The sequence below is a fragment of the Mesorhizobium sp. CA10 genome (assembly GCF_020165285.1).
In the GTDB taxonomy this organism is placed as follows: Bacteria; Pseudomonadota; Alphaproteobacteria; order Rhizobiales; family Rhizobiaceae; genus Mesorhizobium.
In genome coordinates this window covers 404,466-418,903 of record NZ_JAIUHV010000005.1, presented here as the reverse complement: position 1 = coordinate 418,903, position 14,438 = coordinate 404,466, and the positions used below count along the sequence as shown (strand labels likewise).

The 14,438-nt window shown below is 62.8% G+C and carries 13 protein-coding genes; 7 read left to right on the top strand and 6 right to left on the bottom strand.

Going from position 1 to position 14,438, the window contains the following annotated elements:
- Nucleotides 1–75: 75 nt before the first annotated feature.
- Together LB535_RS14365 and LB535_RS14360 are read right to left on the bottom strand one after the other, a co-directional pair.
- A complete protein-coding gene (locus LB535_RS14365) occupies nucleotides 76–441 on the bottom strand; it encodes a four helix bundle protein (RefSeq protein ID WP_224632660.1) in 366 nt (121 codons plus the stop codon).
- 62 nt (nucleotides 442–503) lie between these two features.
- A complete protein-coding gene (locus tag LB535_RS14360; RefSeq protein ID WP_411965913.1) occupies nucleotides 504–1,940 on the bottom strand; it encodes a glutamine synthetase family protein in 1,437 nt (478 codons plus the stop codon).
- Between the two features lie 146 nt (nucleotides 1,941–2,086).
- Here LB535_RS14360 and LB535_RS14355 point away from each other — a divergent pair, with 146 nt between their 5' ends.
- Nucleotides 2,087–2,800: an HAD family hydrolase gene (locus LB535_RS14355; RefSeq protein WP_224632659.1), complete on the top strand. Its 714-nt coding sequence runs from the start codon at nucleotides 2,087–2,089 to the stop codon at nucleotides 2,798–2,800.
- Between the two features lie 10 nt (nucleotides 2,801–2,810).
- Here the strand turns inward: LB535_RS14355 and LB535_RS14350 are convergent, their stop codons facing one another.
- From LB535_RS14350 to aceA, 3 genes are all read right to left on the bottom strand, one after another.
- Entirely contained in the window at nucleotides 2,811–3,257 is a 447-nt protein-coding gene (locus LB535_RS14350) for a response regulator (RefSeq protein WP_224632658.1), read from the bottom strand.
- 225 nt (nucleotides 3,258–3,482) lie between these two features.
- Nucleotides 3,483–3,725, bottom strand: a complete 243-nt coding sequence (locus LB535_RS14345) for a hypothetical protein (RefSeq protein WP_027168360.1) — start codon at nucleotides 3,723–3,725, stop codon at nucleotides 3,483–3,485.
- A 53-nt stretch (nucleotides 3,726–3,778) separates the two neighbouring features.
- Nucleotides 3,779–5,068: an isocitrate lyase gene (aceA, locus tag LB535_RS14340; RefSeq protein ID WP_224632657.1), complete on the bottom strand. Its 1,290-nt coding sequence runs from the start codon at nucleotides 5,066–5,068 to the stop codon at nucleotides 3,779–3,781.
- 253 nt (nucleotides 5,069–5,321) lie between these two features.
- Here aceA and LB535_RS14335 point away from each other — a divergent pair, with 253 nt between their 5' ends.
- The 6 genes from LB535_RS14335 (at nucleotide 5,322) to LB535_RS14310 (ending at nucleotide 12,428) form a co-directional block, all read left to right on the top strand.
- Nucleotides 5,322–6,764: a short-chain fatty acyl-CoA regulator family protein gene (locus LB535_RS14335; RefSeq protein ID WP_224632656.1), complete on the top strand. Its 1,443-nt coding sequence runs from the start codon at nucleotides 5,322–5,324 to the stop codon at nucleotides 6,762–6,764.
- Between the two features lie 167 nt (nucleotides 6,765–6,931).
- Nucleotides 6,932–7,882, top strand: a complete 951-nt coding sequence (locus LB535_RS14330) for a DMT family transporter (protein ID WP_224632672.1) — start codon at nucleotides 6,932–6,934, stop codon at nucleotides 7,880–7,882.
- 441 nt (nucleotides 7,883–8,323) lie between these two features.
- Nucleotides 8,324–9,421 carry a polyamine ABC transporter substrate-binding protein gene (locus LB535_RS14325; protein ID WP_224632655.1) on the top strand — a complete coding sequence of 366 codons (1,098 nt, stop codon included), beginning with the start codon at nucleotides 8,324–8,326 and terminating at the stop codon, nucleotides 9,419–9,421.
- Nucleotides 9,422–9,501: 80 nt separating this feature from the next.
- Nucleotides 9,502–10,641: an ABC transporter ATP-binding protein gene (locus tag LB535_RS14320; RefSeq protein WP_095769945.1), complete on the top strand. Its 1,140-nt coding sequence runs from the start codon at nucleotides 9,502–9,504 to the stop codon at nucleotides 10,639–10,641.
- 9 nt (nucleotides 10,642–10,650) lie between these two features.
- Nucleotides 10,651–11,613, top strand: a complete 963-nt coding sequence (locus tag LB535_RS14315; RefSeq protein ID WP_224632654.1) for an ABC transporter permease subunit — start codon at nucleotides 10,651–10,653, stop codon at nucleotides 11,611–11,613.
- Complete coding sequence (locus LB535_RS14310) at nucleotides 11,610–12,428, top strand: ABC transporter permease (protein WP_224632653.1); 819 nt, start codon at nucleotides 11,610–11,612, stop codon at nucleotides 12,426–12,428. Before LB535_RS14315 ends, LB535_RS14310 begins: the two co-directional genes overlap by 4 nt.
- Before the next feature lie 38 nt (nucleotides 12,429–12,466).
- Here the strand turns inward: LB535_RS14310 and LB535_RS14305 are convergent, their stop codons facing one another.
- Entirely contained in the window at nucleotides 12,467–14,347 is a 1,881-nt protein-coding gene (locus LB535_RS14305; protein WP_224632652.1) for an AsmA-like C-terminal region-containing protein, read from the bottom strand.
- Nucleotides 14,348–14,438 lie beyond the last annotated feature (91 nt).

The window sequence follows — 14,438 nt, the reverse complement described above, 5'->3', positions numbered from 1 at the left end:
GAGTAGGGGAGTAGGGGAGTAGAGGAGTAGAGGAGTAAGGCAGTAGGGGAGTAGGGGAGTAGGGCAGTAGGGCAGCTATACGGGTGACAATTTACGGATCAGAAGCCGCAAGAGTGTTCCCACGCTCTCACTACGTATCATCAATTGTTGGGCTGCTTCGCTCGAAGTGATTCCGACGCGCTGCGCGATCAGTAAGTGAGTTTCCAACTCTTTGAGTGACCCTTGGGCAACTCTAAGAAACTGTTGATAGGAAGCCCGGCTTTCTCGTCCATAGCCTTCTGCAATGTTAGCCGGCACGGAAGCGGCTGCCTTGCGTAGCTGAGTTGTCAATCCATAGACCTCTTCTTTCGGCCACGCCCTTGTCGTTTCATAAATCGAAACTGCGAGGTCCATAGCCTGCTGCCAGACGACCAAATCTCTGTACGACTCGATCTTCGCCATCGTCCCCTACTGCCCTACTGCCCTACTCCCCTACTCCCCTACTGCCTTACTCCCCTACTCCCCTAAACATTCAGCAACAAATACTCCCGCTCCCACGGGCTGATCACTTCCATGAAGGTTTCGAACTCGGCCCGCTTGATCGCTGCGTAAGTGGCGGCGAAGGATGTGCCGAGGATAATGCCGAGCTCCTTGTCGGCCTCGAACAAATCGACCGCTTCCAGCAAGCTGCGCGGCAGGTCGATCTCGTCGGCATTGGCCGTGGTCAGAACCGGCGGTTCAGCTTTGATCTTTCTGGTCATGCCGATCAGCCCGCAGGCAAGCGACGCGGCAAGCGCCAGATAAGGGTTAGCGTCGGAAGACGGGATCCGGTTTTCGACGCGCCGCGCTGCCGGATCGGAGCGCGGCACGCGGAAGGCGGTGGTCCGGTTGTCGTAGCCCCATTTGTTGTTGACCGGAGCCGAGGCCTGCTGCGTCAGCCGGCGGTAGGAATTGACGTAGGGCGCGAACATCACCAGCGCGTTCGGCACGTGCTTCTGCATGCCGCCGATGAAATGGAAGAAGGCGTCCGTCTCGGAGCCGTCCTCGGCCGAGAAGATGTTCTTGCCGGTCTTCTTGTCGATGACCGACTGGTGGATGTGCATGGCCGAGCCCGGCTGCCCCTGGATCGGCTTGGCCATGAAGGTGGCGTAGATCTCGTGCTTAAGCGCCGCCTCGCGAATGGTGCGCTTGAACATGAAGACCTGGTCGGCAAGCTCGATCGGGTTGCCGTGTCGCAGATTGATCTCGAGTTGGCCGGCGCCTTCCTCATGGATCAGCGTGTCGATCTCCAGGCCCTGACGTTCCGAGAAATGGTAGATGTCGTCGATCAGTTCGTCGAATTCGTTGACGCCGGCGATCGAATAGCCGGCGCCGCCGCCGATCGGTCGGCCCGAGCGCCCGACCGGCGGCGTCAGCGGATAGTCCGGGTCGGGATTCTTGCGCACCAGATAGAATTCGATCTCGGGAGCCACCACCGGCTTCAGGCCGCGCTCGTCATAGGCGGCAAGCACGCGCTTCAGCACGTTGCGCGGCGTGAACTCGACCGAGCGGCCGTCCTGGTGGACGAGGTCGCAAATCACTGCCGCCGTGGGATCCTCTTCCCAGGGCACAGCCGTCAGCGTTGAGAGATCGGGCAAAAGCTTCAGGTCGCCATCGTCCTCGGGATAATGGAAGCCGTTGCCGTCCTCGGGATAGCCGCCCGAGATCGTCGTCATGAACACGGCCGAAGGCAGCGCCAGCGAGGTGTTGGAGGTGAATTTCTTCGACGGCATCATCTTGCCGCGGGCGACGCCCGCCTGGTCGGGCGTGATGCACTCGATGTCCTCGATGCCGCGCCATTCGAGCCAGGCGCTGGCTTCCTTCCAGTTCTTCACGCCGCGTTCGTTTTTCAGGAATGCAGGCGTGCGGGCGCGTCCCCCCCGGCTTGACGGACGGACTTCCTTTTTTTCAGGCGGCATCATTCACCAGATTGTGTTGCGGATTTCGAACTATAGCCGGGCGCAGCGGGGAAAGGGAAGGGGAGGCGCCGGGCGCACGTCCGTCTTCAGGCTGGCGGCAGGCCGTAACAACGGCTAAACCGGCCGTCCATGAAGAACGGTGTCCGCATATGCCCGCCTCTCATCTGACCACGATAGGTTTCGATGCCGACGACACGTTGTGGCAGAACGAGCAGTTCTTCCGCATGACTGAGAAGCGCTTTGCCGCAATGCTGGCGGAGCACGGAGACCACGACCAAATCGCGGCAGGACTGCTCGAGGCGGAAAGGCGCAATCTCGCCCTCTACGGCTTCGGCATCAAGGGCTTTACCTTGTCGATGATCGAGACAGCGGTCGAGGTCACCGGCGGGGAGGTGCCTGGTTCGATCATCGGCGAGATACTGGCTGCCGGCCGCGAGATGCTCAGCCACCCGATCGAGCCGCTGCCGCACGCACGCGAGACGATCGAGAAGCTGGCGGGTTCCTACCATCTGGTGCTGATCACCAAGGGCGACCTCTTCGATCAGGAGCGCAAGCTTGCGCAATCGGGAATGGGTGACCTCTTCGACGCAGTTGAGATCGTCAGCGACAAGAGCACCGCCACCTATGCCCGCATCTTCAGCCGCCATGGCCGTGGTCCGCAGAACAGCATGATGGTTGGCAATTCCCTCAAGTCCGACGTGATTCCCGCCATCGAGGCCGGCAGTTGGGGCATCCATGTGCCGCACGAATTGACCTGGGCGATCGAACAGGCCGAGGCGCCTGTCGCGGCGCCGCGCTTCCGCCAGATTGCAGATCTTGGCGAGTTGCCGAGCCTTGTCGAGGCTATCGCAAAGGCCGAGTGAACGCTCGAGCCTAGCCGCGCCCAACCAGGCGATCGACCACCGGTTGCAGCCGCTCGGGCGTGATCGGCTTGGCAACCACCGCATCGACCACGCTTGACAGGCCGAGGCTTTCCGGTGTGCCATTCCTGGTTGAAAGCAGGATCACCGCGGGCAGCGGCTTGCCGGAGGCGCGCCGCAGCGCGTCGATGGCCGACATCAGCCGGTCGCAATCCATGTTGTCCGGTCCGCCGTCCAGGATGACGGCGCCGGGCAGTTGACCGGTCAGTGTCTTCTCGGCGATCTCGGGCGGCTCCGAAATCGGCTTCAGTCCCGATTTCTCGACGATTTTCGACACTACAACCCGGTTGATCGACGATTTTCCGACGACGAGCACCTTTGAAAAGTCAGCCGTGATCGCGCCGGTCCGGGCCGCCGACTTCAGGTGCTTTTCGGAGTCGTCACGATTGGCGGGACACATCGGCGGGCTGGGCACTCTGGTTCAATGCAGGGTTGAAACCTGAGGCACAATTGGGTGAGATCGCGGCCGCTGTCAAGCTGAAACGATCGAGGTCGAAAATATAGCAAGAAATTCTGGAATTCAGCGCAAGTCGTACGCCCGGCGACGAAGGCAAATCGAAAAAATGCGGTAGTCTCCCGAGCGTATAGCGCGCGGGAGACTATCGCCGAGACTGTTGACGTTACGTCAAGTGTGACTCTGCTGGGTAACGATCACCGGGATCAAAAGGTCTCCCCAGTTGCCGTCGCCGCCATGGTGCCTGGCCGAACGCACCAGCTCCACCGAGACGCCGGCCTCGACTGCCTTCATGACCGATTGGTTGAGCCTGTGCAGATCGTTGGCGAGCATGCGGATCGTCGCCTGCTGGTCGACGCTCATCGCGCTCGATTGCTCTTCTGCCCTCTCCTTGACGCGGCTTATCGATGCCATTGGTCTTCTCCTCGCTGTAGATGCCCTGCGGGCGTTGCCTCTGGTTGTTATCGTTACTCGGCCGCCGGCCTGAACTGGGCGTGCTCGGTCGATTCATGCATGGCGGTGGTCGAAGACTGGCCGCCGCTGATCGCCATCGACACGGCGTCGAAATAGCCGGTGCCGACCTCGCGCTGGTGCTTGGTCGCGGTATAGCCGCGGGCCTCGGCCGCGAACTCGGCCTCCTGCAGTTCCGAATAGGCGGCCATCTGACGGTCCCTGTAGCCGCGCGCCAGTTCGAACATGCCGAAGTTCAACTGGTGGAAGCCGGCGAGCGTGATGAACTGGAACTTGTAGCCCATCGCGCCGAGCTCCTTCTGGAACTTCGCGATAGTCGCGTCGTCGAGGTTCTTCTTCCAGTTGAAGGACGGCGAGCAATTGTAGGCGAGCAGCTTGCCCGGATGGTGCCTGTGCACGCCCTCGGCGAATTTCCTGGCCTGCGCCAGATCCGGCTTCGAGGTCTCGCACCAGATCAGGTCGGCATGCGGCGCATAGGCCACGGCGCGCGCGATGCAAGGCTCGATGCCGTTCCTGACATTGTAGAAGCCCTCGACCGTTCGGCCGGCGTCGTAGTCGACGAAAGGTCTGTCGCGCTCGTCGATATCGGAGGTCAAAAGCTTCGCCGCCTCTGCGTCCGTGCGCGCCACGACCAGCGTCGGCGTGCCCATCACGTCGGCCGCAAGGCGCGCCGCGTTGAGGTTGCGGATATGCGCCGCGGTCGGGATCAGAACCTTGCCGCCGAGATGGCCGCACTTCTTTTCCGACGCCAGCTGGTCCTCGTAGTGGACGCCCGCGGCGCCGGCCTCGATGAACGCCTTCATGATCTCGAAGGCGTTGAGCGGGCCGCCGAAGCCGGCTTCCGCGTCGGCCACGATCGGCGCGAACCAGGTCTCGACCGACAGCCCCTTGCCCTCGGACGTCTCGATCTGGTCGGCGCGCTGCAAAGTGCGATTGATGCGCTTGACCAGTTCCGGCGCCGCATTGGCCGGGTAAAGCGACTGGTCTGGGTACATCGCCGAGGCGGTGTTGGCATCGGCCGCCACCTGCCAGCCCGAGAGATAGATCGCCTTCAGGCCGGCCCGAACCTGCTGCATGGCCTGGTTGCCCGACATCGCGCCCAGCGCATTGACGAAATCCTCCTCGTGGATGAGCTTCCACAGCCGGTTCGCACCCATCTCGGCCAGCGTCTGGCGAATCTGCACGGAGCCGCGCAACCGCTTCACATCCTCCGGCGAGTAGGGGCGCTCGATGCCGTCGAAACGGCCTTCCGGCGCGGAAGGGACGAGGTTGTAAAAATCGGTCATTGGTCACTCCGGGTCGTTTTAAGAACTGCGTCAGCGCTGCATCGCAAAGGCATATCTTGCGACCTCTGCGTATGACATTCTTTACATTGCAGCGCGAAAGGCACCTAGAAAAACCGCAAGATGCCTCGGCAAATAAAGGAAAAGCTGTGTTGCCATTGACAAGTCAGCTCTGTAAATTTGTCACGATTGTAAAAGCGGCGAAGCGAGCGCTGGACTCGATGTTAATGTAAATTATTGTCAAGGAATGGCAGGGATGGCCGACCAGAAGATCTTCGCCGGGCCGCGGCTGCGCCGGCTGCGCAACGCCAGGAGCCTGACCCAGACGGCGATGGCCGAAGGGCTGGGCATCTCGCCTTCCTATCTCAACCTGATCGAGCGCAACCAGCGGCCGCTGACGGTGCAGCTCATTCTCAAGCTGGCCTCCGTCTACAAGGTCGATCCGCATGAATTGCAGGGAGAGACAAAAGGCTCGATCGCGGCCTTGCGCGAAGCCTTCAGCGATCCGCTTCTTGCCGGCGAACTGCCCGGCGATCAGGAACTGATCGACCTCGCCGAAACAGCGCCGAACGCTTCGGCGGCGATGGTGAAACTCTTTCGCGCCTATCGCGAGCAGGCCGAGCGCCTGTCCGATCTCAACCAGCTTCTGGCGAAGGAGGGCAGGGCAACCGCGCTGTCCGGCACCCGCATGCCTTCCGACGAAGTCCATGACGTGTTTGAGCGCCGGCCGAACCACTTCGCTTCGCTGGAAGAGGAGGCGGAGGCTTTCACATCGGTCCTCGACCCCGGTGATGATCTGTTCGGCGCGCTCAAAGCCTGGCTGAGGCGCGAGCACGGCATCGTCGTCAAGGTGCTGCCGGTCGCCACCATGCCCAACTGGCGCCGCCGCTACGATCGCCATTCGCAGCGTCTCTTCCTGTCCGAGCGGCTGTCGCCTTTCGACCAATTGCGCGAAGTCGCGATGGAGGCGAGCCTCATACGCATGTCGGTAGCCATCGCGGCTGAGATCCAGGCGCTGAAGCTCGGTACCGACGAGGCCCGCCGGCTCGCTCGCTTCGAGCTCGGCCGCTATGCCGCGCATGCGCTGATGATGCCCTATCAGGCTTTCCATGCCGCCGCCGTTCGCGGCCGTTACGACATCGACGTCCTGCGTTCCCGTTTCGGCGTTTCCTTCGAGCAGGCGGCCAATCGACTGACCATGCTGCAGCGGCCGGGCGCGGCGGGCGTGCCGTTCTTCATGCTGGAAGTCGACAATGCCGGCAACCGCTTCCGCAAGGCCGGCAGCCAGGGCTATCCGCAGAGCCGCTTCGGCGGCGGCTGCCCCAAGCTTCCCGTCCATGCGGCGTTCTCGCAGCCCGGCCAGATCCTCGTCGAAGCGGTCGAGATGCCGGACGGCGCCGAATTCCTCTGCATCGCCCGCACGCTGGAAGGTCCGCAGGGCGCCTTCTCCGAACGGCCGCGCCGCACCGCGCTCCTGCTCGGCTGCGATATCGGCTTTCGCGACGATATCGTCTATGGCGCGGCGCTGCCGGCCGCAGCCGCCGGCAAGCCCGGTCAAGGCTTCGCTACGCCGGTAGGCCCCGCCTGCAGGCTTTGCGAGCGCGTCGGCTGCCTGGCGCGCGCCGAGCCGCCGGTGACACGCCCGCTCGGCCTCGACGAGATGGTGACGGGCCTCAGCGCCTTCGATTTTCAAGGATGACATCGGCGGATGTGTCCTAAGTCTCGCCGGGTGCTGGATCACGCCGGGCCGGCGTCTTTGCGCTACGCGATTGAGGCATAATTCTTTCTGGGGCACAGTTCTGTCGCCTAAAACACAAGTCTTGTTGTCCTTGCTGCATCGAACGCAACCCGCTGACAGTCATGTCCATGACCGATACCGCCTCGCCCCGCGCCGCCTTGCCAGCCGTCTCGCCGCGCGAGGAGCGGATCGGCATGCTCCTGGTCTTCCTTTCGGCGCTTATGTGGAGCTTCGGCGGCGCCATCGCCCGTTTCATCCAGGTCGGCGACAGCTGGACCGTGGTGTTCTGGCGTTCGCTGTGGGCCGTGGCCTTTTTGATCGCCTTCATGCTGTGGCGTGACGGCTGGCGCGGCACCCTGAAGCTCTTTCGACACATGGGACTGCCCGGCCTTGGCGTCGCCTTCTGCTTCGCCACCGCTTCGACCAGCTTCGTGGTGGCGCTTGCCTACACCACGGTCGCCAACATCCTCCTGATGCAGGCCGGCGTGCCGCTGCTTGCGGCGCTCCTTGCCTGGCTGCTGTTTCGTGAACGGGTCGCTCCGGCCACCTGGATCGCGATCGCCGCCGTCATCGCCGGCGTCGCCATCATGGTTTCCGAATCCCTGGGCGGCGCCGTCTCGCCGATCGGCGACGGCCTGGCGCTGCTGATCGCGGTGATGTTTTCGCTCGCGACCGTGATCACCCGGCGCTTTGCCCATGTGCGCATGGTGCCGGCCACGTGTCTCGGCGCGTTGCTCGCCGGTGCGTTCGCCGCTTCCCAGGCCTCGGCATTCGCGGTGTCGGGGCGCGACATGGGCTTCCTCTTTGCCTTTGGCGTCATCAACCTTGGCGTCGGCCTCGCCTTTTTCGCCATGGGCGCGCGGCTGGTGCCGGCGGCGATCGCGGCGCTGCTCGGCACCTTCGAGCCGATCCTTGGGCCGATCTGGGTCTGGCTTGTCCATTCCGAAGTGCCGTCGGTGCGCACCATCATCGGCGGCGCGGTCGTCGTCACGGCACTGCTCGTCCACATCGGTCTGGAGTTCAAGCGACAGGCGCGGCCTGCACGTCCCGGCGTAACCGGCCTGCCGTCGCCCAATTGACGTTAATGCATGTCGCCCAAAAGTGCGCAGCGGTTTTGGGAGAGCGACATGCATCAAAACAAAGACTTAAAGCGCTTCGCCTAAATCCCTTTCAGCGTGACGCGCTTTAGGCAGCCTCCCCCATTGACAACCCAGTTGCCGGGCGGGCAGGCTGCGATCACGGCAACAACAACACAGGCGTATCTTGCCAAGTGACTCCGCCGGCCTGCTCGGGACCGGACTGCATCGTCATAGCTCTGCTTACGCCACGGTGAATGCCGTTGACGCCGCCCGGGTGCCTCGCCTGGGAGGGTGGGGCGCCTCGAACCTCGATGCCTTGATCGACCTTGGCGTGGGCAGTTCACGCTTGTCGCTCTCCGGAAAGCTCAATAGTCTGAAACTAACGCCGCGCCGCCATATCGCGACGAGCCGGCGAGGGAACACTCACCAAAGGAGAACACCATGATCCGCAAAGCGCTTTGGCTTTCGGCGACGTCGGCATTTCTGATGCTTTTCACAATAAGCGGCCACGCCGAAGACCGTGTCGTCAACGTCTACAATTGGTCGGACTATATCGATAGCTCGATCATCGACGACTTCACCAAGAAGACCGGCATCAAGGTCGTCTACGACACCTTCGATTCCAACGAGATCCTGGAGACGAAACTGCTTGCCGGCGGCAGCGGTTATGACGTCGTCGTGCCGAGCGCCCATTTCCTGGCGCGTCAGATCCAGGCAGGCGTGTTCCAGAAGCTCGACAAGTCGAAGCTGCCCAACATCTCCAACATGTGGGATGTCGTTTCCGAGCGTACCGCCAAATACGATCCGGGCAACGAATATTCGGTCAACTACATGTGGGGCACAGTCGGCCTCGGCTACAACGTCAAGAAGGTTGAGGCCGCGCTCGGCACCGACAAGATCGACAGCTGGGACGTCTTTTTCAATCCCGACAAGCTGGCCAAGCTGAAGGATTGCGGCGTCTATGTGCTGGACTCTCCCACCGACGTCATTCCGGCGGCGCTGAAATATCTCGGCCTCGACCCCAACAGCACCTCGCCCGATGACATTGCCAAGGCCGAGGAGGCCTTGCTGAAGGTCCGGCCCTATGTCCGCAAGTTCCATTCGTCCGAATACATCAACGCCTTGGCCAATGGCGACATCTGTCTGGCGATCGGCTGGTCGGGCGACGTCTTCCAGGCGCGCAACCGCGCCGAGGAAGCCAAGCAGGGCGTCGAAATTGCCTATTCTGTGCCCAAGGAAGGCGCCCAGATGTGGTTCGACCAGATGGCGATCCCCGCTGACGCCCCGCATGTCGCCGAGGGGCTCGAGTTCATCAACTACATGATGACGCCCGAAGTCATCGCCAAATCGTCGAATTACGTGCTCTACGCCAACGGCAACAAGGCTTCGCAGCAATTCATCGACAAGGCGATCCTGGAGGATCCTGCGGTCTATCCGGACGAAGAGACGATGAAGAAGCTGTACACGGTTGCGCCATACGATCCCAAGACACAGCGCATCATCACGCGCACCTGGACCAAGATCGTCACCGGCCAGTAAGCATAGAGACACGACCCCGGCAGCCAACTGCCGGGGTCGTATTCTTTTGGGGAATTTAAGAAAGTAACGGAGTGGGGACCATGAAATCGCTTGGCAGCATCCGCAGGGATTTCTCGCCTTGGAACGACCCGAACGCCAAGCCTTATATCCAGTTTGACAAGGTGACCAAGAAGTTCGGCGATTTCACTGCCGTCAACAACCTGTCGCTGACCATCTTCGAGCGCGAATTCTTCGCCCTGCTCGGCGCTTCGGGCTGCGGCAAGTCGACCCTACTCAGGATGCTCGCCGGCTTCGAGGAGCCGTCGGCGGGCCGCATCCTCCTCGACGGACAGGATTTGCGCGGCATCCCGCCCTACAAGCGGCCGGTCAACATGATGTTCCAGTCCTATGCGCTGTTCCCGCATATGACGGTGGAAAAGAACATCGCCTTCGGCCTCAAGCAGGAGGGCATGCCTGGACCCGATATCGAAAAGCGCGTGGCCGAGATGCTGAAGCTCGTCAAGCTCGAGCAGTTCGCCAAGCGCAAGCCGCACCAGCTCTCGGGCGGCCAGCGCCAGCGCGTGGCGCTTGCCCGCTCGGTCGCCAAGCGCCCGAAGGTTCTGCTCCTCGACGAGCCGCTCGGCGCTTTGGACAAGAAGCTGCGCGAGGAAACGCAGTTCGAGCTGATGGACCTGCAGCAGGAGCTCGGCCTCACCTTCGTCGTCGTCACCCACGACCAGGAGGAGGCCATGACCATGGCCGACCGCATCGCCATCATGGACAAGGGCGAGGTGATGCAGGTCGCGACGCCTGCCGAGATCTACGAGGCGCCGGCCTCGCGCTTCGTTGCGCATTTCGTCGGCAATGTGAACATGTTCGAAGGCAAGGTTGCTGAACATATGACAAGCACCACGCGCATCACCGGCGCGACAGGAGCGCAGATCGTCGTCGACAATGGCAGCAACGCCGCTGCCGGCTCCGACATCGTCTTCGCGATCCGGCCGGAGAAGATCAAGGTCTCCTCGAAAAAGCCGGCCGATGCCGTCAACGCGCTCGAAGGCGAGGTCTACGACGTCGCCTATCTCGGCGACATGACCGTCTATCATATCAAGCTTGACGACGGCCAGATGGTGCGGGCAAGCGCGTTGAACGCCTCGCGCATCACCGAGGATCCGCTCACCTGGAACGATCGCGCCTGGGTCTCCTTCCGGCCCGATGCCGGCGTCGTGTTGACCAGGTAGGAGGCTGAGATGACGGATATCGCAGCGACCGCCGCCCGATCAACCGAAACCGCAACACTGCCGGCGAGGCTGACAACAGGCTTCGTCAACCGCCTGGTCATCATCGTCCCCTATCTCTGGCTGCTGTTCTTCTTCCTTGTTCCCTTCGTCATCGTGTTCAAGATCTCGCTGTCGCAAACGGCGATTTCAATGCCCCCCTATACTCCGGTGTTCGGCTTCAAGGACGGCGTTTCGGGATTTTTCGCCGCCGTCCGCGAGCTCAACTTCGATAACTACACCTGGCTCACCCAGGACGCGCTCTATTTCAAAGCCTATGTGACGAGCCTGGTCATCGCGGGGATCTCGACGATACTTACCCTGATCGTCGGCTACCCGATCGCTTATGGCATGGCGCGAGCGCCGGCCACGATCCGCCCGACCTTGCTGATGCTGGTGATCCTGCCCTTCTGGACCTCATTCCTGATCCGCGTCTATGCCTGGATCGGCATCCTGAAACCCGAGGGCCTGCTCAATCAGGTTCTGCTCGCCACCGGCCTGATCAGCCAGCCGCTGGTGATCCTCAACACCTACACCGCTATCTTCATCGGCATCGTCTATTCCTACCTGCCCTTCATGGTGCTGCCGCTCTATTCCTCGCTGGAGAAGATGGACTATTCGCTGATCGAGGCGGCGCAGGACCTCGGCTGTCCACCGACCGGCGCCTTCTGGAAGATCACCTTCCCGCTGTCGCTGCCAGGCGTTGTCGCCGGCTGCCTGCTGGTGTTCATCCCGGCCGTCGGCGAGTTCGTCATCCCCGACCTTCTCGGCGGCTCGCAGACGCTGATGATCGGCAAGACGCTCTGGAACGAGTTCTTCTCCAACCGTGATTGGCCGGTCTCGTCGGCGGTGGCCGTCATCCTGCTCCTGGTGCTGACCATTCCGATCATGTTCTTCCAGCAGGCTCAGGCCAAGGCACAGGAGCAGGGCAGATGAACTCGACCTGGAGCCGCTTCAACATCGCCTCGATCGTGCTGGGCTTTGCCTTCCTCTATCTGCCGATCGTGCTTCTGATCGTCTTTTCCTTCAATGAATCCAAGCTCGTCACCGTCTGGGGCGGCTTTTCGACCAAATGGTACGTGTCGCTGTTCCACAATCAGGGCCTGATGGACGCCACCTGGGTGACCGCGCGCGTCGGCGTCATCTCCGCAACCGTCGCCACCGTGCTCGGCACGCTCGCCGCCATCACGCTGACGCGCTACACGCGCTTCAACGGGCGTGTGCTCTTCTCGGGCATGGTCTTCGCGCCGCTGGTCATGCCTGAAGTGATCACCGGCCTTTCGCTGCTCTTGCTCTTCGTCGCCGTCGGGCTCGACCGCGGTTTCGTCACGGTGACGCTCGCCCACATCACCTTCACCATGTGCTTCGTCGCCGTCGTCGTGCAGTCGCGGCTGGTCACGTTCGACCGTTCGCTGGAGGAGGCGGCGATGGATCTCGGCGCGCCGCCGGTGAAGACCTTCTTCCAGATCACCTTGCCGGTCATCCTGCCGGCGATCATCTCCGGCTGGATGCTGGCGTTCACGCTCTCGCTGGACGATCTGGTCATCGCGAGCTTCACCTCGGGTCCCGGCGCCACCACGCTGCCGATGAAGATCTACAGCCAGGTGCGCCTCGGCGTGACGCCCGAGATCAACGCCGCCTGCACCATCCTGATCGCGGTGGTGGCGGTCGGCGTCATCATCGCCTCGATCGCCAACAAACGGCGCGAGATCCAGCGCCAGCTCGACGAGCAGGCCGCGCAGCGCGGTTGAGCGTGACGAGAAGCGGGGACGCTTTGCGTCCCTCGCATTTACTGGCCTGAAACGCCGGGAGCGATCGGCGATATGAACGGCGCGCTCCAGTTGCCGCCGACGAAGAACAGCGGCTGGCTCGGCGGCGCGGGAGCCGGGCTGGCCGCCTGACTGTTGGCCTGCTGGGGCTGCTGCGCGGGCTGTCCGTTGGGCACCACTCCGCCCGAGAGCGCCAGCCCGCGTCCGACATAGGAGGCGATGCCGGACAGCCAGATCTTGTATTTCTGCGAATTGATCTCGGCCTTGTCCAGGCGCGCCACGCCCTTCGAAATGCTTGCTTTGATCTCGGCGCCGTCGATCGGCAGCGATCCATTGGCGACGTCGTCGAGCGCGAAGAAACCGCCTTGCTGGTTGCGCTTGAGGAAGGCCGGCAGGTCGAGCCCGTTGATAGTGCCCGGACCGAACGTCGCCGAGAACGATCCGTCGGCATTCTCAAAGATGGAATTCCAGGCCTTGCCCGGTCCCTTGAGGATGACCGATACGGTCCCGGTGCTGGCCGGCACCAGCCGCGTCATTCCCGCCGCCGTGGCAAAGGCTCCCGTATCCACGTCCGATGCCAGGAGCCGCATCTCGACCTGCGTGCCTTCCGGCTTGCGGTCGAAGCGCAGGCTGCTCTGGATGTTGCCGTTGAAGGCCGACGCGTCGGATATGTCGAAGACGGCAAGACCGTTCTTGACCTGCGCGGTCGCCGCCACGTCGGCGAGCTGGACCGGCCCCGCCATGGCATGCGCCGCCGACAGCCTGAGGTCGAGATTGATGCGGTCGGCGAAACTGGTGTCGATATCGCCGGGGCCGGCCTCGCCGGTCGGCGCGATAGGCGTGAAAGCCGACAGGAAAGATCTGAGATCCAGCGTGTCGAAGGCGAGCGTGCCGGCAATCACCGGGCTCCCCTCGGCGACGGAGAAATCCAGCGCGCCCATGCCCGGGTTGTTGTTGAACGTGACCGTGGTGTTCTCGAATTTCGCGCGCCCCGCCGAGGCGTTCACCTTGCTGGCGATCGAGACCGCGCCGATCGCAGCACCCGGCGCGATGCCTGCCTGCGACCACTCCAGCACGCGCCGCAGCGACGGCGCGGCGAACTTCGCCTGGCCGTCCAGATAGGCGTTGTCGGACATCGAGGCCGTTCCGTCGAAGGAGAATGTCGCGGGCGCGGCCTTGAAGGAGAGGGTGACGGGTGCCGCCCCTCCGCCAAACAGCACCAGCGGTTTCGCCGAGGAGAAATCGAGCTGCATGCTTTCGCCGCGCCAGATTCCGCTCGCGGTCAGCGACGCCTCGCTGTTCATCGCTTCCCAGTTCACCTGGCCGCTCAGGCTGCTCAGGATTTCGATGTCCTTGCCGTCGACCGAAGTCACCACGCGACCATCGCGGAATTCGACGGTGCCGAACGGATCGGATGGCAATTTGCCGAGATCCGGCTTCTGCGGGTTGGCGATGACCACGCCGCGCGCGGTGTCGATCGAGCGCGTGATGCGCCCCCCGGTCGGAAGCGGCGGCAGATAGAAGCCGCTCGTCGTGCGCTGCACCCTGATAGTCGGGCGCACCAGCCTTGCAGTCGAGAAGGCGACGTTGCCCCGCAAGGCCGCCATGGCGGAGAGATCGACTTCCACGCGGTCGGCCTCAACCACGGGCGGCGTTTCGGTCTCGGTCCACTGCGACAGCGTCACGTCGCTGAGGATCGCCCTGAATTTCGGCCACACCTCGATGCGCGGCGAGCCGTCGATCGTGACCCTGAAGCCGCTCCAGGCACTCAATTCCCAGGCGATGCGGTCGCGCACGATGCGGGTCGAGGCAATCAGCGGCAGCGCCGCGACCGCGAGCGCGATGACGAGCACGGCAACGCCGATCGCCCACACCCCGCGCCGGATCAGAGATGATCGCATTTCGCCCCGTATGCCTTCGTTGCCGACAAATCGCCCGACGGGTGTAACCGAGCGCCGACGCTTTTCAAGTCTTTATGGCCTTGCGATGGCA

What these genes read in the sequence shown, in the direction of transcription:
- LB535_RS14355 (WP_224632659.1), top strand. Translation starts at nt 2,087, where the DNA reads ATGCCCGCCTCTCATCTGACCACGATAGGTTTCGATGCCGACGACACG.
- LB535_RS14345 (WP_027168360.1), bottom strand. Translation starts at nt 3,725, where the DNA reads ATGGCATCGATAAGCCGCGTCAAGGAGAGGGCAGAAGAGCAATCGAGC.
- LB535_RS14350 (WP_224632658.1), bottom strand. Translation starts at nt 3,257, where the DNA reads ATGTGTCCCGCCAATCGTGACGACTCCGAAAAGCACCTGAAGTCGGCG.
- LB535_RS14310 (WP_224632653.1), top strand. Translation starts at nt 11,610, where the DNA reads ATGAACTCGACCTGGAGCCGCTTCAACATCGCCTCGATCGTGCTGGGC.
- LB535_RS14330 (WP_224632672.1), top strand. Translation starts at nt 6,932, where the DNA reads ATGACCGATACCGCCTCGCCCCGCGCCGCCTTGCCAGCCGTCTCGCCG.
- aceA (WP_224632657.1), bottom strand. Translation starts at nt 5,068, where the DNA reads ATGACCGATTTTTACAACCTCGTCCCTTCCGCGCCGGAAGGCCGTTTC.
- LB535_RS14365 (WP_224632660.1), bottom strand. Translation starts at nt 441, where the DNA reads ATGGCGAAGATCGAGTCGTACAGAGATTTGGTCGTCTGGCAGCAGGCT.
- LB535_RS14325 (WP_224632655.1), top strand. Translation starts at nt 8,324, where the DNA reads ATGATCCGCAAAGCGCTTTGGCTTTCGGCGACGTCGGCATTTCTGATG.
- LB535_RS14305 (WP_224632652.1), bottom strand. Translation starts at nt 14,347, where the DNA reads ATGCGATCATCTCTGATCCGGCGCGGGGTGTGGGCGATCGGCGTTGCC.
- LB535_RS14335 (WP_224632656.1), top strand. Translation starts at nt 5,322, where the DNA reads ATGGCCGACCAGAAGATCTTCGCCGGGCCGCGGCTGCGCCGGCTGCGC.
- LB535_RS14320 (WP_095769945.1), top strand. Translation starts at nt 9,502, where the DNA reads ATGAAATCGCTTGGCAGCATCCGCAGGGATTTCTCGCCTTGGAACGAC.
- LB535_RS14360 (WP_411965913.1), bottom strand. Translation starts at nt 1,940, where the DNA reads ATGATGCCGCCTGAAAAAAAGGAAGTCCGTCCGTCAAGCCGGGGGGGA.
- LB535_RS14315 (WP_224632654.1), top strand. Translation starts at nt 10,651, where the DNA reads ATGACGGATATCGCAGCGACCGCCGCCCGATCAACCGAAACCGCAACA.